Origin of the sequence: Chryseomicrobium sp. FSL W7-1435 (assembly GCF_038595005.1) — a bacterium.
Classification (GTDB): domain Bacteria; phylum Bacillota; class Bacilli; order Bacillales_A; family Planococcaceae; genus Chryseomicrobium.
The window spans coordinates 1,558,283-1,579,795 of record NZ_CP151997.1 but is presented as its reverse complement, the minus strand read 5'-3'; the positions used below and the strand labels follow the sequence as shown (position 1 = coordinate 1,579,795).

Below are 21,513 nucleotides of genomic sequence, written 5' to 3'. Positions count from 1 at the left end.
CAACAATATGTGAGAGAAAAGGTGTTTAGACTACTTGCGTTTTGAGATAGGTGGTGCCAAAACTTCTGATAACACAATTGCATGAGCCAATTGTTCTCGTGAATTAATCAACCTTGCCACTGGAATTTCTTTAACAGGCTTTTCTACTTGTTTGTTGTGCGTAGATAAGCGACCTGGTCGGCGCTCTGAAATTTCACCTGCTGCAATGACAGGATCAAGTTTCGGAGCACGCTCTTGACGTGTCGTCGCTGGGCGTGAGTTAGGAACACGAGAACGAACTTCGGTATCAGCTCGTTTGATCACTTCTTTTGCTTTTGGTGGTATCTTTTCATCATTTTGTTCGAGCATTTGACGAGTCCAATCTTCTAACTCTTTGAGTGAACGTGGCCGCGAAGTGGGTTTTTGTTCCGTTCTCTGAGCTTGCGTCTGCTGAACAGTTTGTGTCGGTTTTTTCTGTGTAACTGGAGGTGGAGTTTCTTGACTTGCCTTTTTCTTGTTGCCAAAAAATGAACTGATAATTAGCGACAACACGATCAGCAATAATCCTTCCATGCCCGTTCCTCCCTTCTACTCGTAATTACGAGTCCACTGGACCATCATTTGTGTCTTTCTTTCCAACTTTACTGATGGAATCACGCATAGATGTATCCGCTTGAATATTTTTATAGTTCATGTAATCCATTACACCGATGTTACCGTCTTTAAGCGCATCAGCCATCGCAAGTGGTACTTGTGATTCAGCTTCCACAACTTTAGCACGCATTTCTTCAACACGAGCCTTCATTTCTTGCTCTGTTGCTACAGCCATTGCACGACGTTCTTCGGCTTTAGCTTGCGCAATTTTCTTATCTGCTTCTGCTTGTTCCGTTTGAAGTTCTGCACCAATGTTTTTACCGATATCAACGTCCGCAATATCAATGGATAGAATTTCAAAGGCAGTACCCGAGTCAAGTCCTTTTGATAAAACAGTTTGTGAGATCATATCTGGGTTTTCTAGAACTTTTTTATGGTTTGCAGAAGAACCGATTGTACTTACAATCCCCTCACCTACACGAGCTACGATTGTTTCTTCACCAGCACCCCCAACAAGGCGGTCGATGTTAGCACGAACCGTGATACGCGCTTTTGCTTTTACTTCAATCCCGTCCATTGCAACACCCGCAATAAATGGTGTTTCAATAACTTTAGGATTAACCGACATTTGAACAGCTTCTAATACGTCACGACCTGCAAGATCGATAGCTGCAGCACGTTCAAATGATAAATCAATGTTAGCACGATGAGCAGCAATCAATGCGTTGACAACACGGTCAACATTACCACCGGCAAGATAGTGACTTTCTAATTGATTGATTCCAACATCTAAACCAGCTTTGTGAGCCTTGATTAAAGGATTCACAATACGGTTTGGAATTACGCGACGTAAACGCATCCCGATTAGTGTGAAAATGCTGATTCGAACGCCTGCTGCTAAAGCAGAGATCCAAAGCGTAACTGGTACGAATGTGAAGAACACCGCTAAGAATATAAATACAATAACGATGACGGCTACTAAGCCAATGACACCTAAACCTTCTAGCATTAAATTTCCTCCTCTTTATATTCACGAACAACAATTCGTGAGCCTTCTACTTTTCTGATGATGACTTTTTTATTACGGTCAACAAAATTTCCTTCAGAAACCGCATCCAATCGCTCATCACCAATTACAATAGTACCAGATGGACGAAGTGGTGTTAAGGTGTCTGCAAGTTGACCAATCAATTCTCTTCGCTCAATAGAGGACACATAGCCCTTCTCCGTAGAGGTTGAGTCGTTCAAAATAATTTTATTGAACAATTTTAATTTTTTCCCAAAAAACTTCATGATGATCACCATTCCTATAATCGCAACTGCTAATGCAATTAAGATTGAAATACTAATTTGCGTAAAATCAGCGCCAGCTAAATACAAGCTTCCAATAATCGCAAGTCCCCCAAGAACACCACTAATGCCGAAGGGGAGAAAAATCTCTGCAACAAGCAAGATGACTCCTAAAGCAAACAGCATGAGGGCTTCATAGCCTGCTAATCCCGCAATCATGTGTCCATAGAAGAACAACACCAATGCACTGATTCCTGCCAAACCAGGCAAGCCAAATCCTGGTGAATACAATTCAAGCACTAAGCCTAAACTACCGATAGAGAGCAGGATTGGCACAATAATGGGATTGGTAACGAAACGAGCAAGTTTCACCAAAAATGATTCTTCTACTGAGATCACTTCAGCATTTTCGAGCCCAATTGCTGCTAATACTTCGTCTAACGACTCTACAATGCCCTCTGCATACCCAACTTCTAACGCTTCTGATGCCGCAAGAGTCAATAACTCTCCAGCCTCGACGTCAACGTCTGGCAACTCGAGCGATTCATCGACCATCGCTAACGCGTAGTCTGGATCACGTCCTGAGTATTCAGCTGCATTGCGCATCGAAGCCGCCCAAGCACTACGTGCCTTTTCATCTGCAGCGTTCCCTGTTTGATCAATAACGGCTGCCGCACCCATCGTGGCGTTTGGAGACATGTAGATTTGATCAGCATAGAGAGCTAGATAAGCACCCGCAGATAATGCTCGATTATTGATATACATAATAATTTCAATATCCTCGGTATCGGCAAGGAGTTTGGCAATGTTTTCTGCCTCATCTACCAATCCACCAGGCGTATTCATTTCTATGATAATCGCATCAGCATTGTTCTCCTGTGCCTCATCAATGGACTGCGCTAAAAATGTATAGAGAGCTTTTTCGACAACGTCATCAAGGGGAATACGGTAAACGGTTTCATTTTGAGCTGTTACCGAAAATAGTGGCATCAATAACCCTGCCAAGAGCATCACTACCCAAACAATTCGCAGCTTTTTCACCTTTTCACCCCACTTTCATTATCTGTCTCCTTGTTCTACGTTCATCATAACGAAAAGTTTCAGTTGTCTGCATGTTTTTTGATTGTATAACCAAGAAATTATATAAACTACGTCTATTTTGTGACTTATCTTTATAATTTCTTTTGTTATTTGATATAGAAAGAATCTATAAGACTATAAAAAACCCGCAAGTTCCAATTGGAACTTACGGGTTTGTGTTCGATTTAATCATCAAGTGTTAGTAACGCAGGGATGCATCGGGAAGATTACCACTTACGTTTACGCGCAGCTTCTGATTTCTTTTTACGTTTTACGCTTGGTTTTTCATAAAACTCGCGCTTTCGTACCTCTTGAATTGTACCGCTTTTAGAAACAGTACGTTTGAAGCGTCGAAGAGCATCCTCAAGCGATTCGTTTTTGCGAACGACAGTTTTTGACATCTCTCTTTCCCTCCCTCCGAACACACATCAAAGCACATAACAGTAAAGTTATGTTACCTAAAAATTATAGCGTATCCGCAAAGAAACGTCAACTACTGCAATGAAATATTAGTAGTCAGAATCGCTCTTTTGGCCTTCCATAATTAACACGCCAGAACTTGCGCCAATACGCGTTGCTCCCGCTTCTACCATTGCATTAAAATCTTCAATGCTGCGAACTCCACCAGAAGCTTTTACTTCAAGATCGTCACCCACTGTTTTTTTCATAAGTGCCACGTCTTCTGCAGTAGCGCCACCTGTTGAGAATCCTGTAGATGTCTTCACAAAGTCAGCTCCAGCATTTTTCGACAGTTGAGAAGCAAGTACGATTTCATCTTTAGTCAGCAAGCATGTTTCCAAAATTACTTTCACGATTGCTTTTCCTTTAGCAGCTTCAACAACTGCTTCGATGTCTTTTTGTACTTCCTCATTCAAACCGGATTTTAAAGCGCCGACATTTAGTACCATATCGATTTCAGTAGCGCCTTTTGCAATGGCATCTTTTGTTTCGAATGATTTTGTATCTGATGTAGAAGCTCCAAGTGGGAACCCAATAACTGTACAAACTTTTACAGGGCTATCTTTTAGTTGTTCTGCCGCGAATGCTACCCATGTAGGATTTACACAAACTGAAGCAAATTCATATTTTGCTGCTTCTTGGCAAAGTACTTCTACTTGTGATTGCGTTGCTTCAGGTTTTAGTAATGTATGATCAATATAAGATGCAGTGGATTTTTTCATCTACTAACACTCCTTCAAATGAGATGTACGTACCTCTTCATCATAAGCAATTTAACTGGGAAATGCAAGCAACTGAGAAAACGCCCCTTCCTTTGAGAAGAGGCGCATTAAATCGTTATTAAACTGTAACGAAATTGTCTTCCAAGACACGGACAAACTGTCCATCATTATAGGGATATCCAGCTTTAGTGACTTTCACTTTTACCAATTGACCGATTAATTCTTCTGTACCTGGAATGATAACTTTTAAATAGTTATCAGTATAACCTACGACAAAATCACCTGGTCCATCAACTTGATAGCGTTCCTCGGGAATGATTTCAAGCACTTCGTTTTCATAGCTTGAAGCATACTCTTTTGCTAGCTGATCGTTCAATGTGATGAGACGATGTACACGGTCGTTCTTAATTTCCTCATCGACCTGGTCATCCATACGAGCTGCTGGTGTCCCAGTTCGTTTCGAATAAGGGAATACGTGAAGCTCTGAGAAACGATGTGTTCGGATAAACTCATAAGTTTCCATGAACTCTTGCTCAGTTTCCCCAGGAAACCCTACAATTACATCCGACGTAATTGCAAGATCTGGTAACGCTTTACGAAGTTGCACAAGACGATCCGCAAAGAAAGCCATCGTGTATTTACGACGCATACGTTTGAGCACTGTATCTGATCCTGACTGGATAGGTATATGAAGATGACGGACGACGATTGAGGATTGTTTTAGAACTTCAATCACTTCATCTGTCAGCTGGCTGGCTTCAATTGAACTGATGCGCAGACGTTTAAGTCCTGGCACTTGAGTTTCCAAATCACGAAGAAGTTGAGCGAGATTGTAGTCTTTCAAATCTTCCCCATAGCCTCCTGTATGAATACCCGTCAATACAATTTCCTTATAGCCAGCAGCCACCAATTGCTGCGCTTGATGAACAACTTCTTGAGGGTCTCGTGAACGCATCAAGCCTCGAGCCCACGGGATAATACAAAATGTGCAGAAGTTGTTGCAGCCTTCTTGAATTTTTAAAGACGCTCGTGTGCGATCTGTAAAGTTCGGCACATCCAACTCTTCATACACTCTATTTTTCATAATATTGCCTACTGCATTTATCGGCTGACGCTCTACTTTGTATTGTTCAATGTAGTCGAGCATTTTGCGTCTATCTTGAGTACCTACTACTATGTCAACGCCTGGAATTGCCATTATTTCACCTGGTGATGTCTGCGCATAGCAACCCGTGACACAAATAACCGCATCAGGATTTTGACGAATAGCGCGACGGATGACTTGGCGACTTTTTTTATCTCCGGTATTTGTCACTGTGCATGTATTAATCACGTAGACATCTGATTTCTTTTCAAATTCAGTACGCTCATAATTTTGCTCTTTAAACAGTTGCCAAATCGCTTCGGTTTCATAGTGGTTTACTTTACAACCAAGGGTATGGAAAGCTACTGAAGCCATACTAGCCACCTCTTTCATTCAAATTCATAGGAAATTGCAGCAAGAGCATAGAGCGGCGCTGTTTCTGCTCGTAAAATACGAGGACCGAGCGTGACAGCCTTGCCCCCTATCTCAACTAAGTGCTCTACTTCCGAACGTGTCAAACCACCTTCAGGACCAAAAACTACTAGTATTGTTTTATTATGATACACGTTTTTAATATGGTCTGCAAAGCGAATCCGGTCGCTTTTCTTCGCTTCTTCTTCATCACAGATCAGAATTGTGTCGAAGCCTTTAGCTTTTTCAACTAAGTTCTTTAATGTATGTATATCTGCGATGGTGGGAATCACGGTGCGGTGACTTTGTTCTGCTGCTTCTTTTGCTATTTTTTCAAACCGTTCTTGCTTTTTTGCCCATTTTTTAGGCTCCCATTTCACAATTGAACGCTCTGCTTCAAAAGGAATAAACCCAGCCATTCCAAGCTCTGTCGCTTTTTGAATGACTAGGTCTAATTTGTCCCCTTTTGGAAGGCCACATGCAATCGTGACATGAACGGGAAGCTCAACGGACCTCTCGAGTTTTTCCCCTATCAACACTTCAACAGATTGTTCATCTAATTGAGTGATTTCGGCACTATACGCTTGTTGCTGGGAGACTACAATCAGCTGTTGCTTCTCCTTCATACGCATGACTCGTTGGATATGACGAGCATCTTCACCCGTGATAGTGGCATGAGGAAAATTCACAACCTCTACAAAATATCGTTGCATTGTGGCTACCTCCTACTGTTTACGAGCACTAATCGCAACCCAGTCTTCCATCATCATCACTTCTTCGATTGTAAAACCGGCTGCTTGAAGACCCTGCTTCACATCATCTTTACGAGCTCCTATAATTCCCGACGTAATATACACACCACCTGGTTTTACCATTTGGTAAGCATCTGCAGTGAATGACAAAATAATATCTGCAAGAATATTCGCCACTACCACATCTGCTTGAGATTCGACAGAGTCTAGTAAATTGCCATGCACAGTTCGGACTGTGTGTTGCACATTATTCAATTCGACGTTTTCAGTAGCTGCTCTAACCGCGACTTCATCTAAATCCAGTGCATGGACATGTTGAGCACCTAATAATGCTGCGCCGATAGCCAATACGCCAGAGCCAGTTCCCACGTCAATCACGGAGTCTCCTGGTTGCACATGCTTTTCAAGTGCCTGCAAACACAACACTGTTGTCGGGTGAGTACCCGTACCAAATGCCATCCCAGGATCTAACTCAATGATCAATTCATCTGATTGAACCGGTGTATACTCTTCCCACGTAGGGACAATTGTAAAACGGTTTGAAATTTTTACTGGATGATAATACTGTTTCCATGCTGTAGCCCAGTCTTCTTCATCGACTTCATGCAAAGTGACAGTACCCTCTCCAATAGAAATATCAAAAGTGCGGAGGTTTGCAATCGCAAGCTTAATTTCTTCAACTGTTTCATAAATAAAACTTGTCGCTGATAGATAGGCTTTCACACGAACGCCTGTCGTTGGAAAGTCCAGTGGGTTCAATTCGTACATCTCTCCAAACTGGTCCTCACGTTCTTTGTCCAGTTCCTGAGAATCTTCGATGACGACGCCACTTGCCCCAGCTTCGTGTAAAATATTGCTGATCGGTTCTACTGCCTCATTGGTTGTGATGACCGACAATTCCATCCATTTCACTTGCGACTCACTCCTTTATTCACCTTTGATTTTATTTCGAATCTTGTCAAAAAGGGAACTTCCTTGTTCTTCAGGAATATCACCACTTATTTCTGCAAATTCACGCAGTAATTGTTTTTGTTTCTCGGTAAGTTTTTTTGGTGTCATTACTTTTACGATGACGTGTTGATCACCAACACCATAACCGTGCACATTTTTTACACCTTTACCTTTTAAACGGAACTTAGTAGCTGATTGTGTTCCGGAAGGAATCTTCAACTTCACTTTTCCTTGGACAGTCGGTATTTCCACTTCATCACCAAGTGCTGCTTGTGCAAATGTTAAAGGTAATGAATAGTAGATATCGTCCCCATCTCGCTCAAAACGAGCATCTGACTTCACGCGGAACACTACATATAAATCTCCTGCTGGACCGCCGTTGACTCCCGGCTCACCTTGACCAGAAACACGTAATTGTTGACCATCATCTACACCAGCTGGAATCGTAACTTTGATTTTTTTACGTTTAGTCACTCTGCCTTTACCTGAACAAGTTGGGCACTTTTCTTTAATTTCTTTACCAGTACCTTCACAGACAGGACATGTGCGCTTCGTTTGAACGCGTCCGAATGGTGTATCTTGCGTGATGTTCACTTGTCCATGACCTTGACAAGTTGTACATTTGATTGGTGTAGAACCCGCTTTGGCACCACTGCCATCACATGTATCACATATCTCATCTTTAGAAATTTCGATTTCTTTTTCTTTACCGAATACAGCTTCTTCGAATTCGATCGTCATTGAATACTGCAAGTCATTCCCTTTACGTGGAGCGTTTGGATCACGTCTGCGATTCCCACCGCCTCCGCCAAAGAACGAACTGAAGATGTCTTCAAAGCCAAAACCGTCGCCACCTGAGAATCCGCCACCAAATCCTTGAGGACCTGCATGACCAAATTGATCATAGTTTGCGCGTTTTTCTTGGTCGCTGAGCGTTTCATAAGCCTCAGAAATCTCTTTGAATTTACCGTCTGCTCCAGCTTCTTTATTGATATCTGGATGGAATTGTTTTGATAGTTTGCGATACGCTTTTTTAATTTCATCTTGCGAGGCGGTTTTCGAAACGCCTAGCACCTCGTAATAATCTCGTTTCTCCATGATTCACTCTCCTCACAACTCTACTATTGTATCATGTTTGACTGACATAGAAAAAGCCAAAGACATGGTGCCTTTGACTTTTCCATGACAAATCTTACTTGTCTTTTTTATCGTCTACTTCTTCGAAATCTGCATCGACAACGCCGTCATCTTCTGGAGTGCCTTCTGCCGCTTGTTGCTCAGCAGCTGCTTGCTCATATAATTTCATCGTTAACTTTTGAACGATTTCTTGAAGAGCGTCACGCTTAGCTTTGATTTCATCTGAATCGTTCGCTTCAAGAGCAGCTTTCAATTCTTCTTTAGCAGTTTCAGCTTCTTGTTTTTCTTCTTCAGAAACTTTGTCTTCTAAATCTTTTAACGTTTTTTCTGTCATAAAGACTAATTGATCCGCTTCATTTTTCAAATCCGCTTCTTCTTTACGTTTTGCATCTGCTTCAGCGTTAGCTTCTGCTTCTTTTACCATACGCTCGATTTCTTCATCTGATAGAGAAGTATTCGATTGGATCGTGATTGTTTGTTCTTTTTGTGTACCAAGGTCTTTCGCTTTAACACTTACGATTCCGTTTTTATCGATATCGAATGTTACTTCGATTTGTGGAATACCACGTGGTGCTGGTGGAATGTCCGAAAGTTGGAAACGACCAAGTGTTTTATTATCTGCTGACATTGGGCGTTCTCCTTGAAGAACATGAATGTCTACAGCTGGTTGATTGTCAGCCGCTGTTGAGAAAGTTTGTGATTTTGAGGTTGGGATTGTTGTATTGCGCTCAATTAATTTTGTGAATACGCCACCCATTGTTTCAATACCAAGTGAAAGTGGAGTTACGTCTAATAAAACAACGTCTTTTACATCTCCAGTTAAAACGCCACCTTGCACTGCTGCACCCATAGCAACAACTTCATCAGGGTTTACACCGCGGTGTGGTTCTTGACCTGTTTCTTTTTTGATTGCTTCTTGTACAGCTGGGATACGAGTAGATCCACCGACTAAAATGACTTTATCGATTTGGTTTGCCGCTAAACCTGCGTCACGCATTGCTTGACGAGTTGGTTCCATTGTACGTTCAACAAGACCAGCACTCATATCTTCGAACTTCGCGCGAGATAGTGTCACTTCAAGGTGAAGTGGTCCAGCTTCTCCAGCTGTAATGAATGGTAATGAGATTTGAGTTGACGTTACGCCAGATAAATCTTTTTTCGCTTTTTCAGCTGCATCTTTTAGACGTTGCATAGCCATTTTGTCTTTAGATAAGTCTACACCGTTGTCTTTTTTGAATTCAGCCACTAAGAAATCAATGATTAATTGATCGAAATCATCTCCGCCTAGACGGTTGTCTCCAGCCGTTGCTAATACTTCAAATACGCCGTCACCTAATTCAAGGATCGATACGTCAAATGTACCACCACCAAGGTCATACACTAAAATTTTCTCATCCTTGTCCATTTTATCAAGACCGTAAGCTAAAGCTGCAGCTGTTGGTTCGTTGATGATACGCTCTACTTCAAGACCTGCGATTTTACCAGCATCTTTAGTAGCTTGACGTTCTGCATCGTTGAAATAAGCAGGTACTGTGATAACAGCTCTCTCTACTTTTTCACCTAAATATTCTTCTGCATAAGATTTTAAGTATTGTAAGATCATTGCCGATACTTCTTGTGGCGTGTACTCTTTATCTTCTGCTGAAACAGTTTCAGAAGTACCCATTAAACGTTTTACAGAAGCAATTGTATGTGGGTTTGTGATTGATTGACGCTTCGCTACTTCCCCAACTTGACGCTCGCCATTTTTAAAAGCGACTACAGATGGTGTTGTGCGGTTTCCTTCTGGATTTGGGATTACTTTTGGTTCTCCCCCTTCAAGTACTGCCACACATGAGTTTGTTGTTCCTAAGTCGATACCGATAATTTTAGACATAATAAATTTTTCCTCCTAAACGATTTGAGATATAAGGTAACGTTATTCGCTGACTTTCACCATCGCTGGTCGAATCACACGATCTTTCAATTGATACCCTTTTTGAAGGGTTTGAATCACCGTGCCAGAAGCATGTTCTTCAGAAGCTTCTTGTATGACAGCTTGATGGAAGTTAGGATCAAATGTATCTCCATCAGGCGCTATTTCGCGAACGCCTTCTGAATCTAAAGCTGTTTTCAAACTGCGGTAAACCATCTCTACACCTTTTAACAAGGTTTGCGCTTCTTCAGTTTGAGGATTCGTATCAATGGCGCGCTCAAAGTTGTCTAAGACAGGTAATAAATCTGTCACCAGAGATTGTGCGCGGAATTTTGAAGCAGCTTCTGTATCTTTTTGAACGCGACGGCGGTAATTATCAAAATCAGCACGGAGGCGCAAATAGCTGTTCTCCTGCTCATCTAATTTAGCTTGCACTAGTTCAAGCTCTGATAATTGTTCCGGAGCAGTTTCTTGTTGTTGGTCCACCTCAACAGCAGTGGCTTCAGTGTATACTACTTTTGAATCTTCATCATGTTGTTCTACAGTTTGTTTGTTTTCTTCAGTCATCATCACAAAGCCCTTCTATTTGGAATTGAAAATCTTTGCCAGCTCAGCAGACATATCACCGGTTACATAATCAAGTAACGAGATGACCCGACGATAATCCATTCGTGTCGGTCCAATAATAGCGATCTGGCCTTTTTGTTGTTCTCCAAAAGAATACGTTGCAGTGATTATACTGCAAGCTTCCATTGAATCCATCTCGTTCTCAGAACCAATGCGAATTGATAACCCACTTGAGTGAGGCACAATCAGCCGAGGATGTTCTTCAAGCTGGTGCATAAATTCAAGTAAATTACGCGCTTTTTGCCAGTCACTGAATTCAGGCTGGTTAAATAGCTGCATCTTCCCGCCATAGATGACCTTTTGTTCTGAACCACTTCCAACCTGAGCAGTCAAAGATTCAAACACTTCCACTAAACGAGAGTGGGATTGGTGAATCAAGCTTTGCATGACACGCTGCAAGATAGTAGGTAGTTCGAACAAATAGGATCCGACGACATGTGAATTGATTTCTTCCACCATGCGTTCCAATTCTTCCATTCGTACTTCAACAGGAATATTGACCAACTTGTTTTGCACGTGGCCGTTGTCAGTGACAATGATAGCCACAGCATTCTCGGAGGAAAGTGGTACCATCGAGAATTTGCGCACACGATGACGCTGCACATCATCTCCAAGTAAAATTGTCGTGTAATTGGTCAGTTCTGCTAGAATTTCAGCGGACTGTCGAATCAGTTGTTCCGATTCAACGCGCCGTTCTGCAAAGACGGACTGCAATTTTGCAATTTCACTTGAAGAGAGTTGGTTAGGAGACAGCATGTTGTCTACATAGTACCGATAGCCTTTTTGAGAGGGCACACGACCTGAAGAAGTATGGGTTTTTTCTAAAAAGCCCATGTCTTCTAAATCAGCCATTTCATTTCGGATCGTTGCTGGACTATAGGGCATCTCCTCTTTTTTAGAGAGCTGCCTAGACCCTACAGGTTGAGCAGTTTGGATAAAGTCATCGACAGTAACTTGCAAGATTAATAATTGTCTATCCGTTAACATGTTGATCACCCCTGTTAGCACTCGTCTTGTGAGAGTGCTAATACTCACCTATAAAGTTATCAAACGTTGAAAATCCTGTCAACGAATTTAATCGAGTAAAAAATCTTGGAACACTTCATTGCCGATAAAACGCCCTTTTCTCGTTAAACGAATTGCATCAGGCGTTAGTTCTAAAAAGCCTTTTTCCACATGTGGTGTGATTTTTTGCTGATAAAGAACCTCTAAATCTTCACTAAATCGTTGTTGGAATTTTTTTAGATTAACGCCTTGGTTCATGCGCAGTCCTAAAAACATTTGCTCTTCCATTGCTTCTTTTTTTGTCACTTCCGTTTGATGAATAATAGGCAGTGTACCTGTCTCAAGCGCCGTCATATACTTTTTGAGCGGCCCGTGATTGGAATAACGCACTCCATCAACATAGCCGTGCGCTCCAGCTCCAAGCCCAAGATACTCTTCGTTTCTCCAATAGATGGAGTTATGTTCTGAAAACAAGTTGTTTTTAGCAAAATTACTAATCTCGTATTGTTCAAAGCCTGCTTTAGCAGTTTGCGTTAATAACACATCATACATGTCGGCTTCTAAGTCTTGCGTCGGTAATTTTAGTTTTCCTTTTGCCATCAAATTATAAAAGATGGTTTTAGGTTCAACTAATAACGAGTAGGCTGAAATATGTGTGATCGGCATAGCGAATGCTTCATTTAAAGAATGTTCCCACTGCTTCATTGTCTGCCCTGGTAACCCGTACATGAGATCCATACTGATAGATGGGAAATTTAAATCATTGGCATGTTGGATGACTCGCTCTACATGATGAGTAGAATGGGTGCGGCCTAACACTTTTAATAGTTTTGCATCGAATGTTTGGACACCAATACTAAAGCGATTAACACCACGTGCTGCCATTAACTCCATTTTGTCATACGTTAATTCATCGGGATTGGCCTCAGAAGTAAATTCTTTGATCTGGTGCATAGGAAAATGGGTTGCAATTGAATCGAATAAGCGACTCAATTGACGCAGGCTTAATGAGGTTGGTGTGCCTCCCCCTAAAAATACCGTGTGCACTTCAGATAAATCCGTTTTACGGGACCACAGCTCCATTTCTTTATCGAGTCTCTGAAGATACTCATCAACCGGTTGGTTATGAAAATAAAATTTATTGAAGTCGCAATAGCTACAAATCTGGTGGCAGAATGGGATGTGAATATAAATACCTTGAATCATAATTCGCCAACTTTCTATCAATCAAAAAGGAGGATAGCTACGAGCGCCTCCTCCTGATTTTTATTTTTTCTGATCTTCGTCCATTTTCAATACAGCCATAAATGCCTCTTGAGGAACTTCTACGGAACCGACCTGTTTCATACGTTTCTTACCTTCTTTTTGCTTATCTAGTAATTTACGTTTTCGAGAAATATCCCCACCGTAACATTTAGCAAGAACATTTTTCCCCATCGATTTGATGGTAGAACGAGCGACAATTTTTTGTCCGACTGCTGCTTGAACGGGAACCTCAAACTGTTGACGAGGAATCAAACTTTTTAATTTCTCTACAATCAGTTTCCCACGTTCGTATGCAAAATCACTGTGAACGATGAAACTCAATGCATCGACTTTTTCACCATTTAGTAAGATATCCATTTTTTGAAGTTTTGATTCTCTATAGCCAATCAATTCATAGTCAAAAGATGCATACCCTTTTGTACTAGATTTCAAGGAGTCAAAGAAATCGTAAACTATTTCAGATAAAGGAATCTCATAAAGAATGTTTACACGAGCGGAAGATAAATAATCCATCGTTAAGAAGTTTCCGCGTTTGCGTTGACATAATTCCATAACAGCACCTACATAATCTTCTGGAACCATGATAGATGCTTTCACGTAAGGCTCTTCCATTTTGTTGATTTTTTGCGGATCAGGCATCATAGATGGGTTATCTACACGAATCACGTCACCATTTGTCATGTTGACATTGTAAATTACACTCGGTGCCGTTGTGATTAAATCAATTTTAAATTCACGTTCAATACGTTCTTGAATAATTTCCATGTGCAGTAAGCCTAAGAAACCACAGCGATACCCAAATCCTAGGGCTTGTGAGCTTTCTGGTTCAAATTCAAGAGCTGCATCGTTTAACTGTAATTTTTCAAGCGCATCACGTAAGTCGTTGTATCTTGAATTATCAATCGGGTATAAACCACAGAAAACCATTGGGTTCATTTTACGATAGCCAGGCAGTGCTTCTGATGCAGGATTGTTCGCCAGTGTGATTGTATCCCCCACTGCAGAATCTCCAACGTCTTTCATAGATGCAGTTATAAATCCAACATCCCCAACTGATAGCTCGGCACGTTGAGTAGCTTTAGGTGTGAATACACCTGTTTCAACAACATCAAATTCTTTGCCCGAAGCCATCATTTTCAAGCGATCTCCTGGGCTTACTTTACCTTGTACAATACGCACGTAACAAATTACGCCACGATAAGGATCAAATAAAGAGTCAAAAATCAATGCTTTTAATGGTGCTTCTGGATCTCCAGTAGGAGCTGGCACTTTTTCAACGATTTGTTCTAAAATTTCTTCAATACCAATCCCAGCTTTTGCAGAAGCAAGTACTGCTTCAGAAGCATCAAGACCTATTACTTCTTCAACTTCGGCACGTACGCGCTCAGGGTCAGCAGCTGGTAAATCAATTTTATTGATAACTGGCAAAATTTCTAAGTCATTGTCTAAGGCCAAATAGACGTTGGCAAGTGTTTGCGCTTCGATTCCTTGTGCTGCATCGACTACTAAAATAGCGCCTTCACATGCTGCTAGACTACGTGATACTTCATACGTGAAATCGACATGCCCTGGCGTGTCAATTAAGTGAAACGTATACGTCTCGCCGTCTTTTGCTTTGTATAGCAATTGCACAGCGTTTAATTTGATTGTGATGCCTCGCTCGCGTTCAAGATCCATCGAATCTAAAAGCTGGCTCTTCATCTCTCGACTGCTAACAGTCTGTGTTTTTTCTAAAATACGGTCAGCAAGCGTCGATTTTCCGTGATCAATATGGGCGATGATGGAAAAGTTCCGAATCCTGCTCTGTCTATTTAATCGTTCTTCGTTATTCATATTTGTCCACTCCTAATTAAGCTACAACAAATTATAGCAGAATCAGGCGCGAAGTGATACGCAAATCATACGAGTTTCTTACAGGTTGTCGATAGCAAGCGCAATTTGCTCGATTGCAGCTTCCACTTCATGTGGTTGATTTTCAATACCACCTAGTTCAATTAGAAGTGAAGCCGGGTGAAGGTCTTGATTATAAATACCGTCTACACCTCTTCCTTTTTTAACTAGAACGCCACGAGAAATACCCGGTACTTGCCTTTCAAGTTGTTTCGATAAAGCCTCTGCCAATGCTTTGTTTTTTTCAAATCCTTCATGCTCGCCACCTACAATAAACATCAGCTTTGCGTAATCACCATTTGCAGTCTCCAATGTAGTAACAGCGCGCTTTGCCGAATCCCGATGGAAGTCGATGACATAGTGAACAGACTCCTTCTACAGGGCGTCTTTCACATGAGGTCGCACCGTTGCATACGCTTGATCAAACCCTTTTTGTTGTTTTGTTAGGAGTTGCATCGTATCTACTTCTAGAGAATGCGCAACCACTTGATGTTTTGCAAAAGACGTTACAATCGCGTCCGTAAAATTTGTTATATTTACGGTTGGATGATAGACGGGCTGAAGCTTCTTATTTGCTTGCCCGACACCAGGGTACGCTTCTTGAGAGTGCGTGAAATAAAAAAGCACACTTGATTCAGATTGACGAATGGTGATAGTCTCTTCTTTCCAAGCGGGGTCAAGAGACTCATCTGCATGTGTTACGTTCAGAGGAGGAGCATGGCTTCCATATGCATGCTGTACGATAGGTAGTAGAAATAAGCAGACTATAGATAGGAAAACAACTTGTGCAATTCGAATAGGACCCCTCCTTTACTGTTACTTTATGAGGGAGCCGGTTGTGCTAGAACGTCTAGTAGAACGGACACGAATAAATCCGACCACCGCTCAATCCATTCATGAATATTGGTAGGCGTCACAATACGATCTGTATGGCCTGCATTTTCAAAAATAAATTGCTTTCTTTCTTCTGTGGACATACGTGCCCACTCCCCAAATACATGAGCTAGAGAAGAAAGGTCTTTGTCTTCAGCCTGCCAGTACGCGACACTGGCTAGTGGGTTTTTTGTTCCTTTTGCCTCTAAACGATTTAAAAAATGCTGCAAGGCATAGTCGAGTTGCTGATGCGTCACATCCAATGTCGAGACAACCGTGGGGACTCCTATCGCAATGACTGGTACACCTAACGTTCGAAAATGTAGTTCTTGCCGTTTACTCAAAATCCCCGATCCCGGTTGGATGCCGGCGTTAGTCATTTGAACAAATCGACAAAGTCTCGATTGAGTAGCTGCACGTAATGAATCAAACGCTAAAACCACACTAGGCTTCATTGATTCGACAATGGCTTTTACATAGTGAGTGGTTTCCATCCCTGATTGTAGGCTGACTCCGGGTTGCAAAAGAATGACACGCTCTTGTTGAAGAAACGTGTACTGTTGTTGGAGCTTTTGAATGATGCGTGGACCTAGAGCATCGGCCGTCATCCAGTGATTCCCTAGCCCTACAATGCAAATTTTCCCTTTTGAAATTGTAAGCAGCTTCTTTAGTTCAGATGTAATGTGACCTGCTAGTTCTTCAAAAGCGGTTAAGTCTTCTACAACCAAATCTGCATGTTCAATAGATACGAACTGGTCCATCTGATCTTTATTTTTCTTTGCGAACGTGGAAACCTGGATTTCTCCGTGTTTTTCCTGCATAATAGGATGACTGGCAGTTGTCGCTTCAACGATTTCTAATTCCAAATCACTTGGTCTCATTTTATTTTCACCTCGAAGTAGTTTGGTCTGCTGTCAAGTAAATATTCTTTGCATTTAAATATTGCAATATCAAACAAGGTTTGTTAAAATAATTCTTGTTGTAATTGAACTGAAATCAATTAACAAGTATCATCTCATCCTTACTAGGAGGTGAAAGGAATGCCAAACATTAAATCAGCTATTAAACGTGTGAAGACAAATGCTTCTGCAAATGCTCAAAACTCACAAACTAAATCAGCTATGCGTACTGCTGTTAAGCGTGCGGAAACTGCTGTGACTAATAATGATGAAAACAAAAGTGATTCTATCAAAGCTGCTATCAAATCTGTAGAAAAAGCTGCTTCAAAAGGCTTGATCCACAAAAACGCGGCTGCGCGCAAAAAATCTCAATTGATGAAAAAAGCGTAAGTTTTGTAATTCAATTGTTCACCTACAGAAAACGAGCTGTCCCTTTATGGGACAGCTCTTTCTGTTTAATTTGCTAATAAATATAGTTCTAGAATGCGCTCTTTCTTCATGTGAGAAGATTTCAGCTGCATATCCACTTCAGCCAACATCTTCAATTTCCCCACAAGCAATTCTTCCCGGTCCACTAATGGATGGTCCATCATCAATTTGACTCGGTACGGATGCGCTTTAACTTGTTGGGCAATCTGCGTATTGTGATACCCCATTTTTTTAAAGTATCCCACTTGAATCAACAATCTCAACTGGCCCGCTAACAATGCCACAAGTTTTAACGGTTCTTCTTTTTGTTTAAGCAACTCATTGTAGATAGTGACTGCTTTTTCACGGTGATTCATTAAGTATGCCTCTGTTAATGCAAAAACATTGTCTTCCAAAATCGGTGAGGCCACTTCTTGATAATGTGCAAGAGTAACTTCTTGTGCGCCCTCTGCGTAGAGGGCAGCTTTGGCTATCTCGTTTCGTTTAAAGGAAAGACTGAGCGGTGCGGCAGCTACCCAATCGACTAACTCATCTGTCGGTTTGCAGTCATGCGCACGAAATTGAGAAACTACCCAACTCTTTTGATCTTGCTCTGAGAGTGGATTGGCTTCAATCACAATTGCAGACTTGCGTAATTCTTTAACCACTTTTTTACGATCATCCAATTTTTCATAAGGTGCAACAAAAACGACAGTGGCCGTTTCAGTTGGATGCTGTAACCAATTGAGAAATTCTTTCTGCGGAAACGTGTCCTTTTTGTCCTTGTCTTTGTCCTTCATTGCCGCGCGCAAAAATTGAGGGTTGTGCACAATAATCGCTTTCTTTTCGGAGAAGAAAGGTAAAGTGTCCGTCTCTAGCATGACATCTCCAATCGAGTGCTGGTCTAAATCGATTGTGAACCATTCTTCCGGATCTATACGAGACTGAATTCTTTTTAATGTTTCATCACGTAGGTAGCCTTCTTCACCAACAATCACATAAAATGGAGCAAGTGGATCGTTGACAAGGGCTTGCCATTGTTTTGTAATCATACGAGGCATCGCTCCTTCTCCTCTATTATACAAAAATTGTTCACATCATTGTGTGTAGATTTTTTGCCTGTTATTGTTTATACTTAAAAAACATAGGAGGGGTTAAAATGAATGAATTTGAGAACAACGTGCAGTCAAAGCGCAACGATGCGATTGACTCAGGCATAGGTTTTGTGGCCTCTTTTGTATTTTTCTCAACTATGTTCTTAGTTGCAGTAGTCGTACAATACGTCGCTTCTTAAGTAACCACCTAGACACCTAATCGAAGGTGTCTTTTTTTATGGTTTCATTTGTAGTGTCCCTTCTTTTGTAATGGATAAAGCAATCGTCCCTTTCTGATGCGTCCCGAAATAAGGGATTTCCGCAAGCTCTAATCGCTCTAACACACTTATATGCGGGTGGCCATAGCGATTATCTTTCCCAGCACTTCCTATTGCTAATTTGGGAGACAATAGCTCAAGCCAAGATTCCGTAGTGGACGTTTTACTGCCATGATGACCGAGCTTCAACACGGTAGCATCTGCAAGAATCTCTGGATGCATTGCTGCCATTGTCCCTTCTCCTCCTTCTTCTAAATCTCCCGGCAACACCGTTTTCACATTATAAATGTCTACCACGGATACAATCGAGCTATCATTTCCTTGGTAACTCCCCGGTACAGGCAACAAATAAAGTGTTGCTTGCGCAGTTGAGATTTGTAATGGTTCTGCAAGTTCTAGTATAGGGATATTTTTCTTCTTAGCTACCTCCACAACAGCTGCTAATTCTTCTAGCTCCGTGATTTCTTTTGGAACAATCACTTGCTTCACAAGGAAGTCTTCTAAAATTTCTTCTGCTCCTTCTGTGTGATCCGCATCTGCATGAGTCAAGATGAAAATGTCAATTGTAGTAATCCCTTTCGAACGAAGATAAGGCGTTACAATGGATCGACCTATTTCATAGGAATTTCTTTGCTGCCAAGGTTCTTTAGCAAATTGCGTAACTCCTCCCGCATCTATTAAAACCGTCTTCTTGCGGTAAGGAAATTCAATGAGTGTACTGTCCCCTTGCCCTACATATAAAAAGGAGAGCGTTGCATCAGAGTTTACTCGAGGAAAGGCTTGCCAACCAACTGCCAAGATAAAAACTACAAGGAGACTGATAAAAGCTTTCCGCTCCCATAGTAAAAAAACAAAGATCACTAAAACGACGACAACTAAAAAAATGCTGTTGATTGCCGGTGGTGTCCACACACTGAAAGGAATTGCAGCAATCCAGATGAATAACACTTGTAATTGTTCTCGTAAATAACTGTAGCTTGTTATAAAGGGTACCCACTCGAACGGTAGTTGGGCACAGATGGCATAGAAAAAGCTGCTCGGTAGAATGACAAATGTGAAAAGTGGGATGGCAAGTACATTCACAAGCAATGAAATCACTGAAACTTGTTGAAAGTGAAGGAGGATAATTGGCAAAACAGCCAATTGGCAGATAACCGTAGTCAGAAAAGCGGATAACCAAAATGATGTTGTTTGAAGTAATTGATTAGAATAAATCAGACTGAACACTGCTAAAAAAGAGAGTTGATAACCAGGTTGCAACAGATAAAACGGAAAGTAACTGATAGTAAGTACCAGCACGATGGCCAAAAGGTCAGATGGATCTACTTTCTTTTTAAAAAATAGCAAGAAAGTGATGATCCATACCATCAGCGAAGCACGAACTACAGAAGGTGCACCACCGGCAAGTAGCATATAGACGGGTACTAATAAAAGAAGAAGCAGGTAGATTGTTCGCAGCCGAACATTCAGTTGCAGTAACAGATAATAAATAGCACCGGTCAAGAGAGCAATGTGAAGTCCTGAAATGGCAAATAAATGAGACAAGCCAAGTTTTTGATAAAGACGATTGGTGTCTTGGTCTCCCAATGAACGATCCCCTATGGTAAGGGAAAGAATTTCATCTTGAAGAGCTTCCGGAATTCTTCTCACAATAGCACTATGAATCGTTTGTCGCCACTGGGAAACTCTTGCTGCTAGTTTCCATGACAGTTCCTCTCTATTCCCCACCACTTCAAAGTGAGTAGCTTGAAAAGCGCCTGAAGCCCCTTTAGACATGAGATAGTCTGTAAAGGAGAATTCGTAAGCATGACTGCGGAGTGGCTGTGGTTGTGGCATTAGAATCACTTCTACGACATTGCCAGTCCAATTCCTGTTAGAAAATGCCTGCGCTTGGTTTTCATCTTGAATTTGGTAAGACAGATAGATTTTCTCGCCCGAAGGTAATTTGGCAAAGCCTGCCCATCGATCGCCCTGCTGCTTGTAGCTAGAGGTGATTGTCACATATTGCTTTTCAGTGAGGTTTAGAGGGGTAGGCATACGCCATTCTGTCATTGTAAAGAAGAGGACGCTAGTCAAAAGCACAAGTGGCGCAATGACTTTTGAAATTCTGAACCAACAGAAAATAGCGAGTCCAACAGCAAGGCCCGCAAGCATTGGTGAGTGAAACGAGGAGAAGCAGCCGATTATGGCTGCTACTGCTATGTAAATCCAGTTACTTTGAAAGCTTCTGACGATTTCCAAATAACGCATCCACCTTTTGAGCGTAAGCGTCAATTGTTCCTTGGTCCGTATGTGTAGATGCTAGTTCTTCTAATAAATCTCTCGCTAAGTCTTCTCTTTCAGTCGATAAAAAATCAATTTTACGAGCATCAAACGGAACATGCAGCACTTCTATGCCAGCTTGTTTTAAAAGCTCGATTGCATAGGAGTTGTTTTTGTAGTCCATTGCATAATAGAGTCGCGAGATGCCCGACTGTATGATTGATTTTGTACAAGGAAGACATGGGAAATGAGTCACGTATAGATCAGCTCCGCTAACAGAAACCCCGTACTTCGCGCACTGCAAAAGAGCGTTCATTTCGGCGTGAATCGTACGCACACAGTGATTATCAACGACATAACACCCTTGATCTATACAATGATCGCCTCCAGAAATAGAGCCGTTATAACCGCCTGCAATAATCCTACGGTCTCTAACTACTACCGCCCCTACCGCCAAGCGCGTACATGTACTTCGAAGTGCTAACAAATGACATTGGGCAAGAAAAAATTGATCCCACGTTATTCGCTCCATAACGA

At 41.6% G+C, this 21,513-nt stretch carries 20 protein-coding genes and 1 pseudogene; 2 read left to right on the top strand and 19 right to left on the bottom strand.

Annotation, left to right across the window (positions count from 1 at the left end; translation table 11 throughout):
- Positions 1-30 precede the first annotated feature (30 nt).
- From MKY84_RS07985 to gpr, 16 genes and pseudogenes are all read right to left on the bottom strand, one after another.
- Positions 31-552 (bottom strand): hypothetical protein, encoded by a 522-nt coding sequence (locus MKY84_RS07985; protein ID WP_342525391.1) that lies wholly within the window; start codon positions 550-552, stop codon positions 31-33.
- A gap of 25 nt (positions 553-577) precedes the next feature.
- Entirely contained in the window at positions 578-1,582 is a 1,005-nt protein-coding gene (gene floA / locus MKY84_RS07980; RefSeq protein WP_342525390.1) for a flotillin-like protein FloA, read from the bottom strand.
- Positions 1,582-2,874 (bottom strand): nodulation protein NfeD, encoded by a 1,293-nt coding sequence (locus tag MKY84_RS07975; RefSeq protein WP_342528866.1) that lies wholly within the window; start codon positions 2,872-2,874, stop codon positions 1,582-1,584. The genes floA and MKY84_RS07975 overlap by 1 nt, the downstream gene beginning before the upstream one ends.
- Positions 2,875-3,170: 296 nt before the next feature.
- Positions 3,171-3,344, bottom strand: a complete 174-nt coding sequence (rpsU, locus tag MKY84_RS07970; protein WP_004227078.1) for a 30S ribosomal protein S21 — start codon at positions 3,342-3,344, stop codon at positions 3,171-3,173.
- A 108-nt stretch (positions 3,345-3,452) separates the two neighbouring features.
- Positions 3,453-4,124, bottom strand: coding sequence for a deoxyribose-phosphate aldolase (gene deoC, locus MKY84_RS07965; protein WP_342525389.1), 672 nt, complete (start codon positions 4,122-4,124; stop codon positions 3,453-3,455).
- A 118-nt stretch (positions 4,125-4,242) separates the two neighbouring features.
- Positions 4,243-5,583 (bottom strand): tRNA (N(6)-L-threonylcarbamoyladenosine(37)-C(2))-methylthiotransferase MtaB, encoded by a 1,341-nt coding sequence (gene mtaB / locus MKY84_RS07960; protein ID WP_342525388.1) that lies wholly within the window; start codon positions 5,581-5,583, stop codon positions 4,243-4,245.
- Positions 5,584-5,597: 14 nt separating this feature from the next.
- On the bottom strand, positions 5,598-6,332 hold the full coding sequence (locus MKY84_RS07955) for a 16S rRNA (uracil(1498)-N(3))-methyltransferase (RefSeq protein WP_342525387.1): 735 nt from the start codon (positions 6,330-6,332) through the stop codon (positions 5,598-5,600).
- Positions 6,333-6,344: 12 nt separating this feature from the next.
- Complete coding sequence (prmA, locus tag MKY84_RS07950; protein WP_342525385.1) at positions 6,345-7,283, bottom strand: 50S ribosomal protein L11 methyltransferase; 939 nt, start codon at positions 7,281-7,283, stop codon at positions 6,345-6,347.
- A 15-nt stretch (positions 7,284-7,298) separates the two neighbouring features.
- On the bottom strand, positions 7,299-8,420 hold the full coding sequence (dnaJ, locus tag MKY84_RS07945; protein ID WP_342525383.1) for a molecular chaperone DnaJ: 1,122 nt from the start codon (positions 8,418-8,420) through the stop codon (positions 7,299-7,301).
- Between the two features lie 94 nt (positions 8,421-8,514).
- Positions 8,515-10,335 carry a molecular chaperone DnaK gene (dnaK, locus tag MKY84_RS07940; protein ID WP_342525381.1) on the bottom strand — a complete coding sequence of 607 codons (1,821 nt, stop codon included), beginning with the start codon at positions 10,333-10,335 and terminating at the stop codon, positions 8,515-8,517.
- 42 nt (positions 10,336-10,377) lie between these two features.
- Positions 10,378-10,944 carry a nucleotide exchange factor GrpE gene (grpE, locus tag MKY84_RS07935; protein WP_342525379.1) on the bottom strand — a complete coding sequence of 189 codons (567 nt, stop codon included), beginning with the start codon at positions 10,942-10,944 and terminating at the stop codon, positions 10,378-10,380.
- Between the two features lie 12 nt (positions 10,945-10,956).
- The gene (gene hrcA, locus MKY84_RS07930; RefSeq protein ID WP_342525377.1) at positions 10,957-11,988 is read right to left on the bottom strand and encodes a heat-inducible transcriptional repressor HrcA; all 1,032 of its coding nucleotides are present in this window, start codon (positions 11,986-11,988) and stop codon (positions 10,957-10,959) included.
- An 87-nt stretch (positions 11,989-12,075) separates the two neighbouring features.
- Positions 12,076-13,212 (bottom strand): radical SAM family heme chaperone HemW, encoded by a 1,137-nt coding sequence (gene hemW, locus MKY84_RS07925; protein WP_342525375.1) that lies wholly within the window; start codon positions 13,210-13,212, stop codon positions 12,076-12,078.
- 60 nt (positions 13,213-13,272) lie between these two features.
- Entirely contained in the window at positions 13,273-15,105 is a 1,833-nt protein-coding gene (gene lepA / locus MKY84_RS07920; RefSeq protein WP_342525373.1) for a translation elongation factor 4, read from the bottom strand.
- A gap of 78 nt (positions 15,106-15,183) precedes the next feature.
- Positions 15,184-15,816 (bottom strand): annotated as a pseudogene (gene spoIIP / locus MKY84_RS07915) (stage II sporulation protein P).
- A 167-nt stretch (positions 15,817-15,983) separates the two neighbouring features.
- Positions 15,984-16,916: a GPR endopeptidase gene (gpr, locus tag MKY84_RS07910; RefSeq protein WP_342525372.1), complete on the bottom strand. Its 933-nt coding sequence runs from the start codon at positions 16,914-16,916 to the stop codon at positions 15,984-15,986.
- 159 nt (positions 16,917-17,075) lie between these two features.
- Between gpr and rpsT the strand changes: the two genes are divergently transcribed.
- Complete coding sequence (gene rpsT / locus MKY84_RS07905) at positions 17,076-17,324, top strand: 30S ribosomal protein S20 (RefSeq protein ID WP_342525370.1); 249 nt, start codon at positions 17,076-17,078, stop codon at positions 17,322-17,324.
- A 65-nt stretch (positions 17,325-17,389) separates the two neighbouring features.
- Here rpsT and holA read toward each other — a convergent pair whose 3' ends face one another.
- A complete protein-coding gene (holA, locus tag MKY84_RS07900) occupies positions 17,390-18,403 on the bottom strand; it encodes a DNA polymerase III subunit delta (RefSeq protein WP_342525368.1) in 1,014 nt (337 codons plus the stop codon).
- Positions 18,404-18,501: 98 nt separating this feature from the next.
- Here holA and MKY84_RS07895 point away from each other — a divergent pair, with 98 nt between their 5' ends.
- Positions 18,502-18,636, top strand: a complete 135-nt coding sequence (locus tag MKY84_RS07895; RefSeq protein WP_342525366.1) for a YqzM family protein — start codon at positions 18,502-18,504, stop codon at positions 18,634-18,636.
- Positions 18,637-18,672: 36 nt separating this feature from the next.
- Here the strand turns inward: MKY84_RS07895 and MKY84_RS07890 are convergent, their stop codons facing one another.
- On the bottom strand, positions 18,673-20,964 hold the full coding sequence (locus MKY84_RS07890; protein ID WP_342525364.1) for a DNA internalization-related competence protein ComEC/Rec2: 2,292 nt from the start codon (positions 20,962-20,964) through the stop codon (positions 18,673-18,675).
- Positions 20,927-21,508, bottom strand: a complete 582-nt coding sequence (locus MKY84_RS07885) for a ComE operon protein 2 (protein WP_342525363.1) — start codon at positions 21,506-21,508, stop codon at positions 20,927-20,929. Before MKY84_RS07885 ends, MKY84_RS07890 begins: the two co-directional genes overlap by 38 nt.
- Between the last annotated feature and the right edge of the window lie 5 nt (positions 21,509-21,513).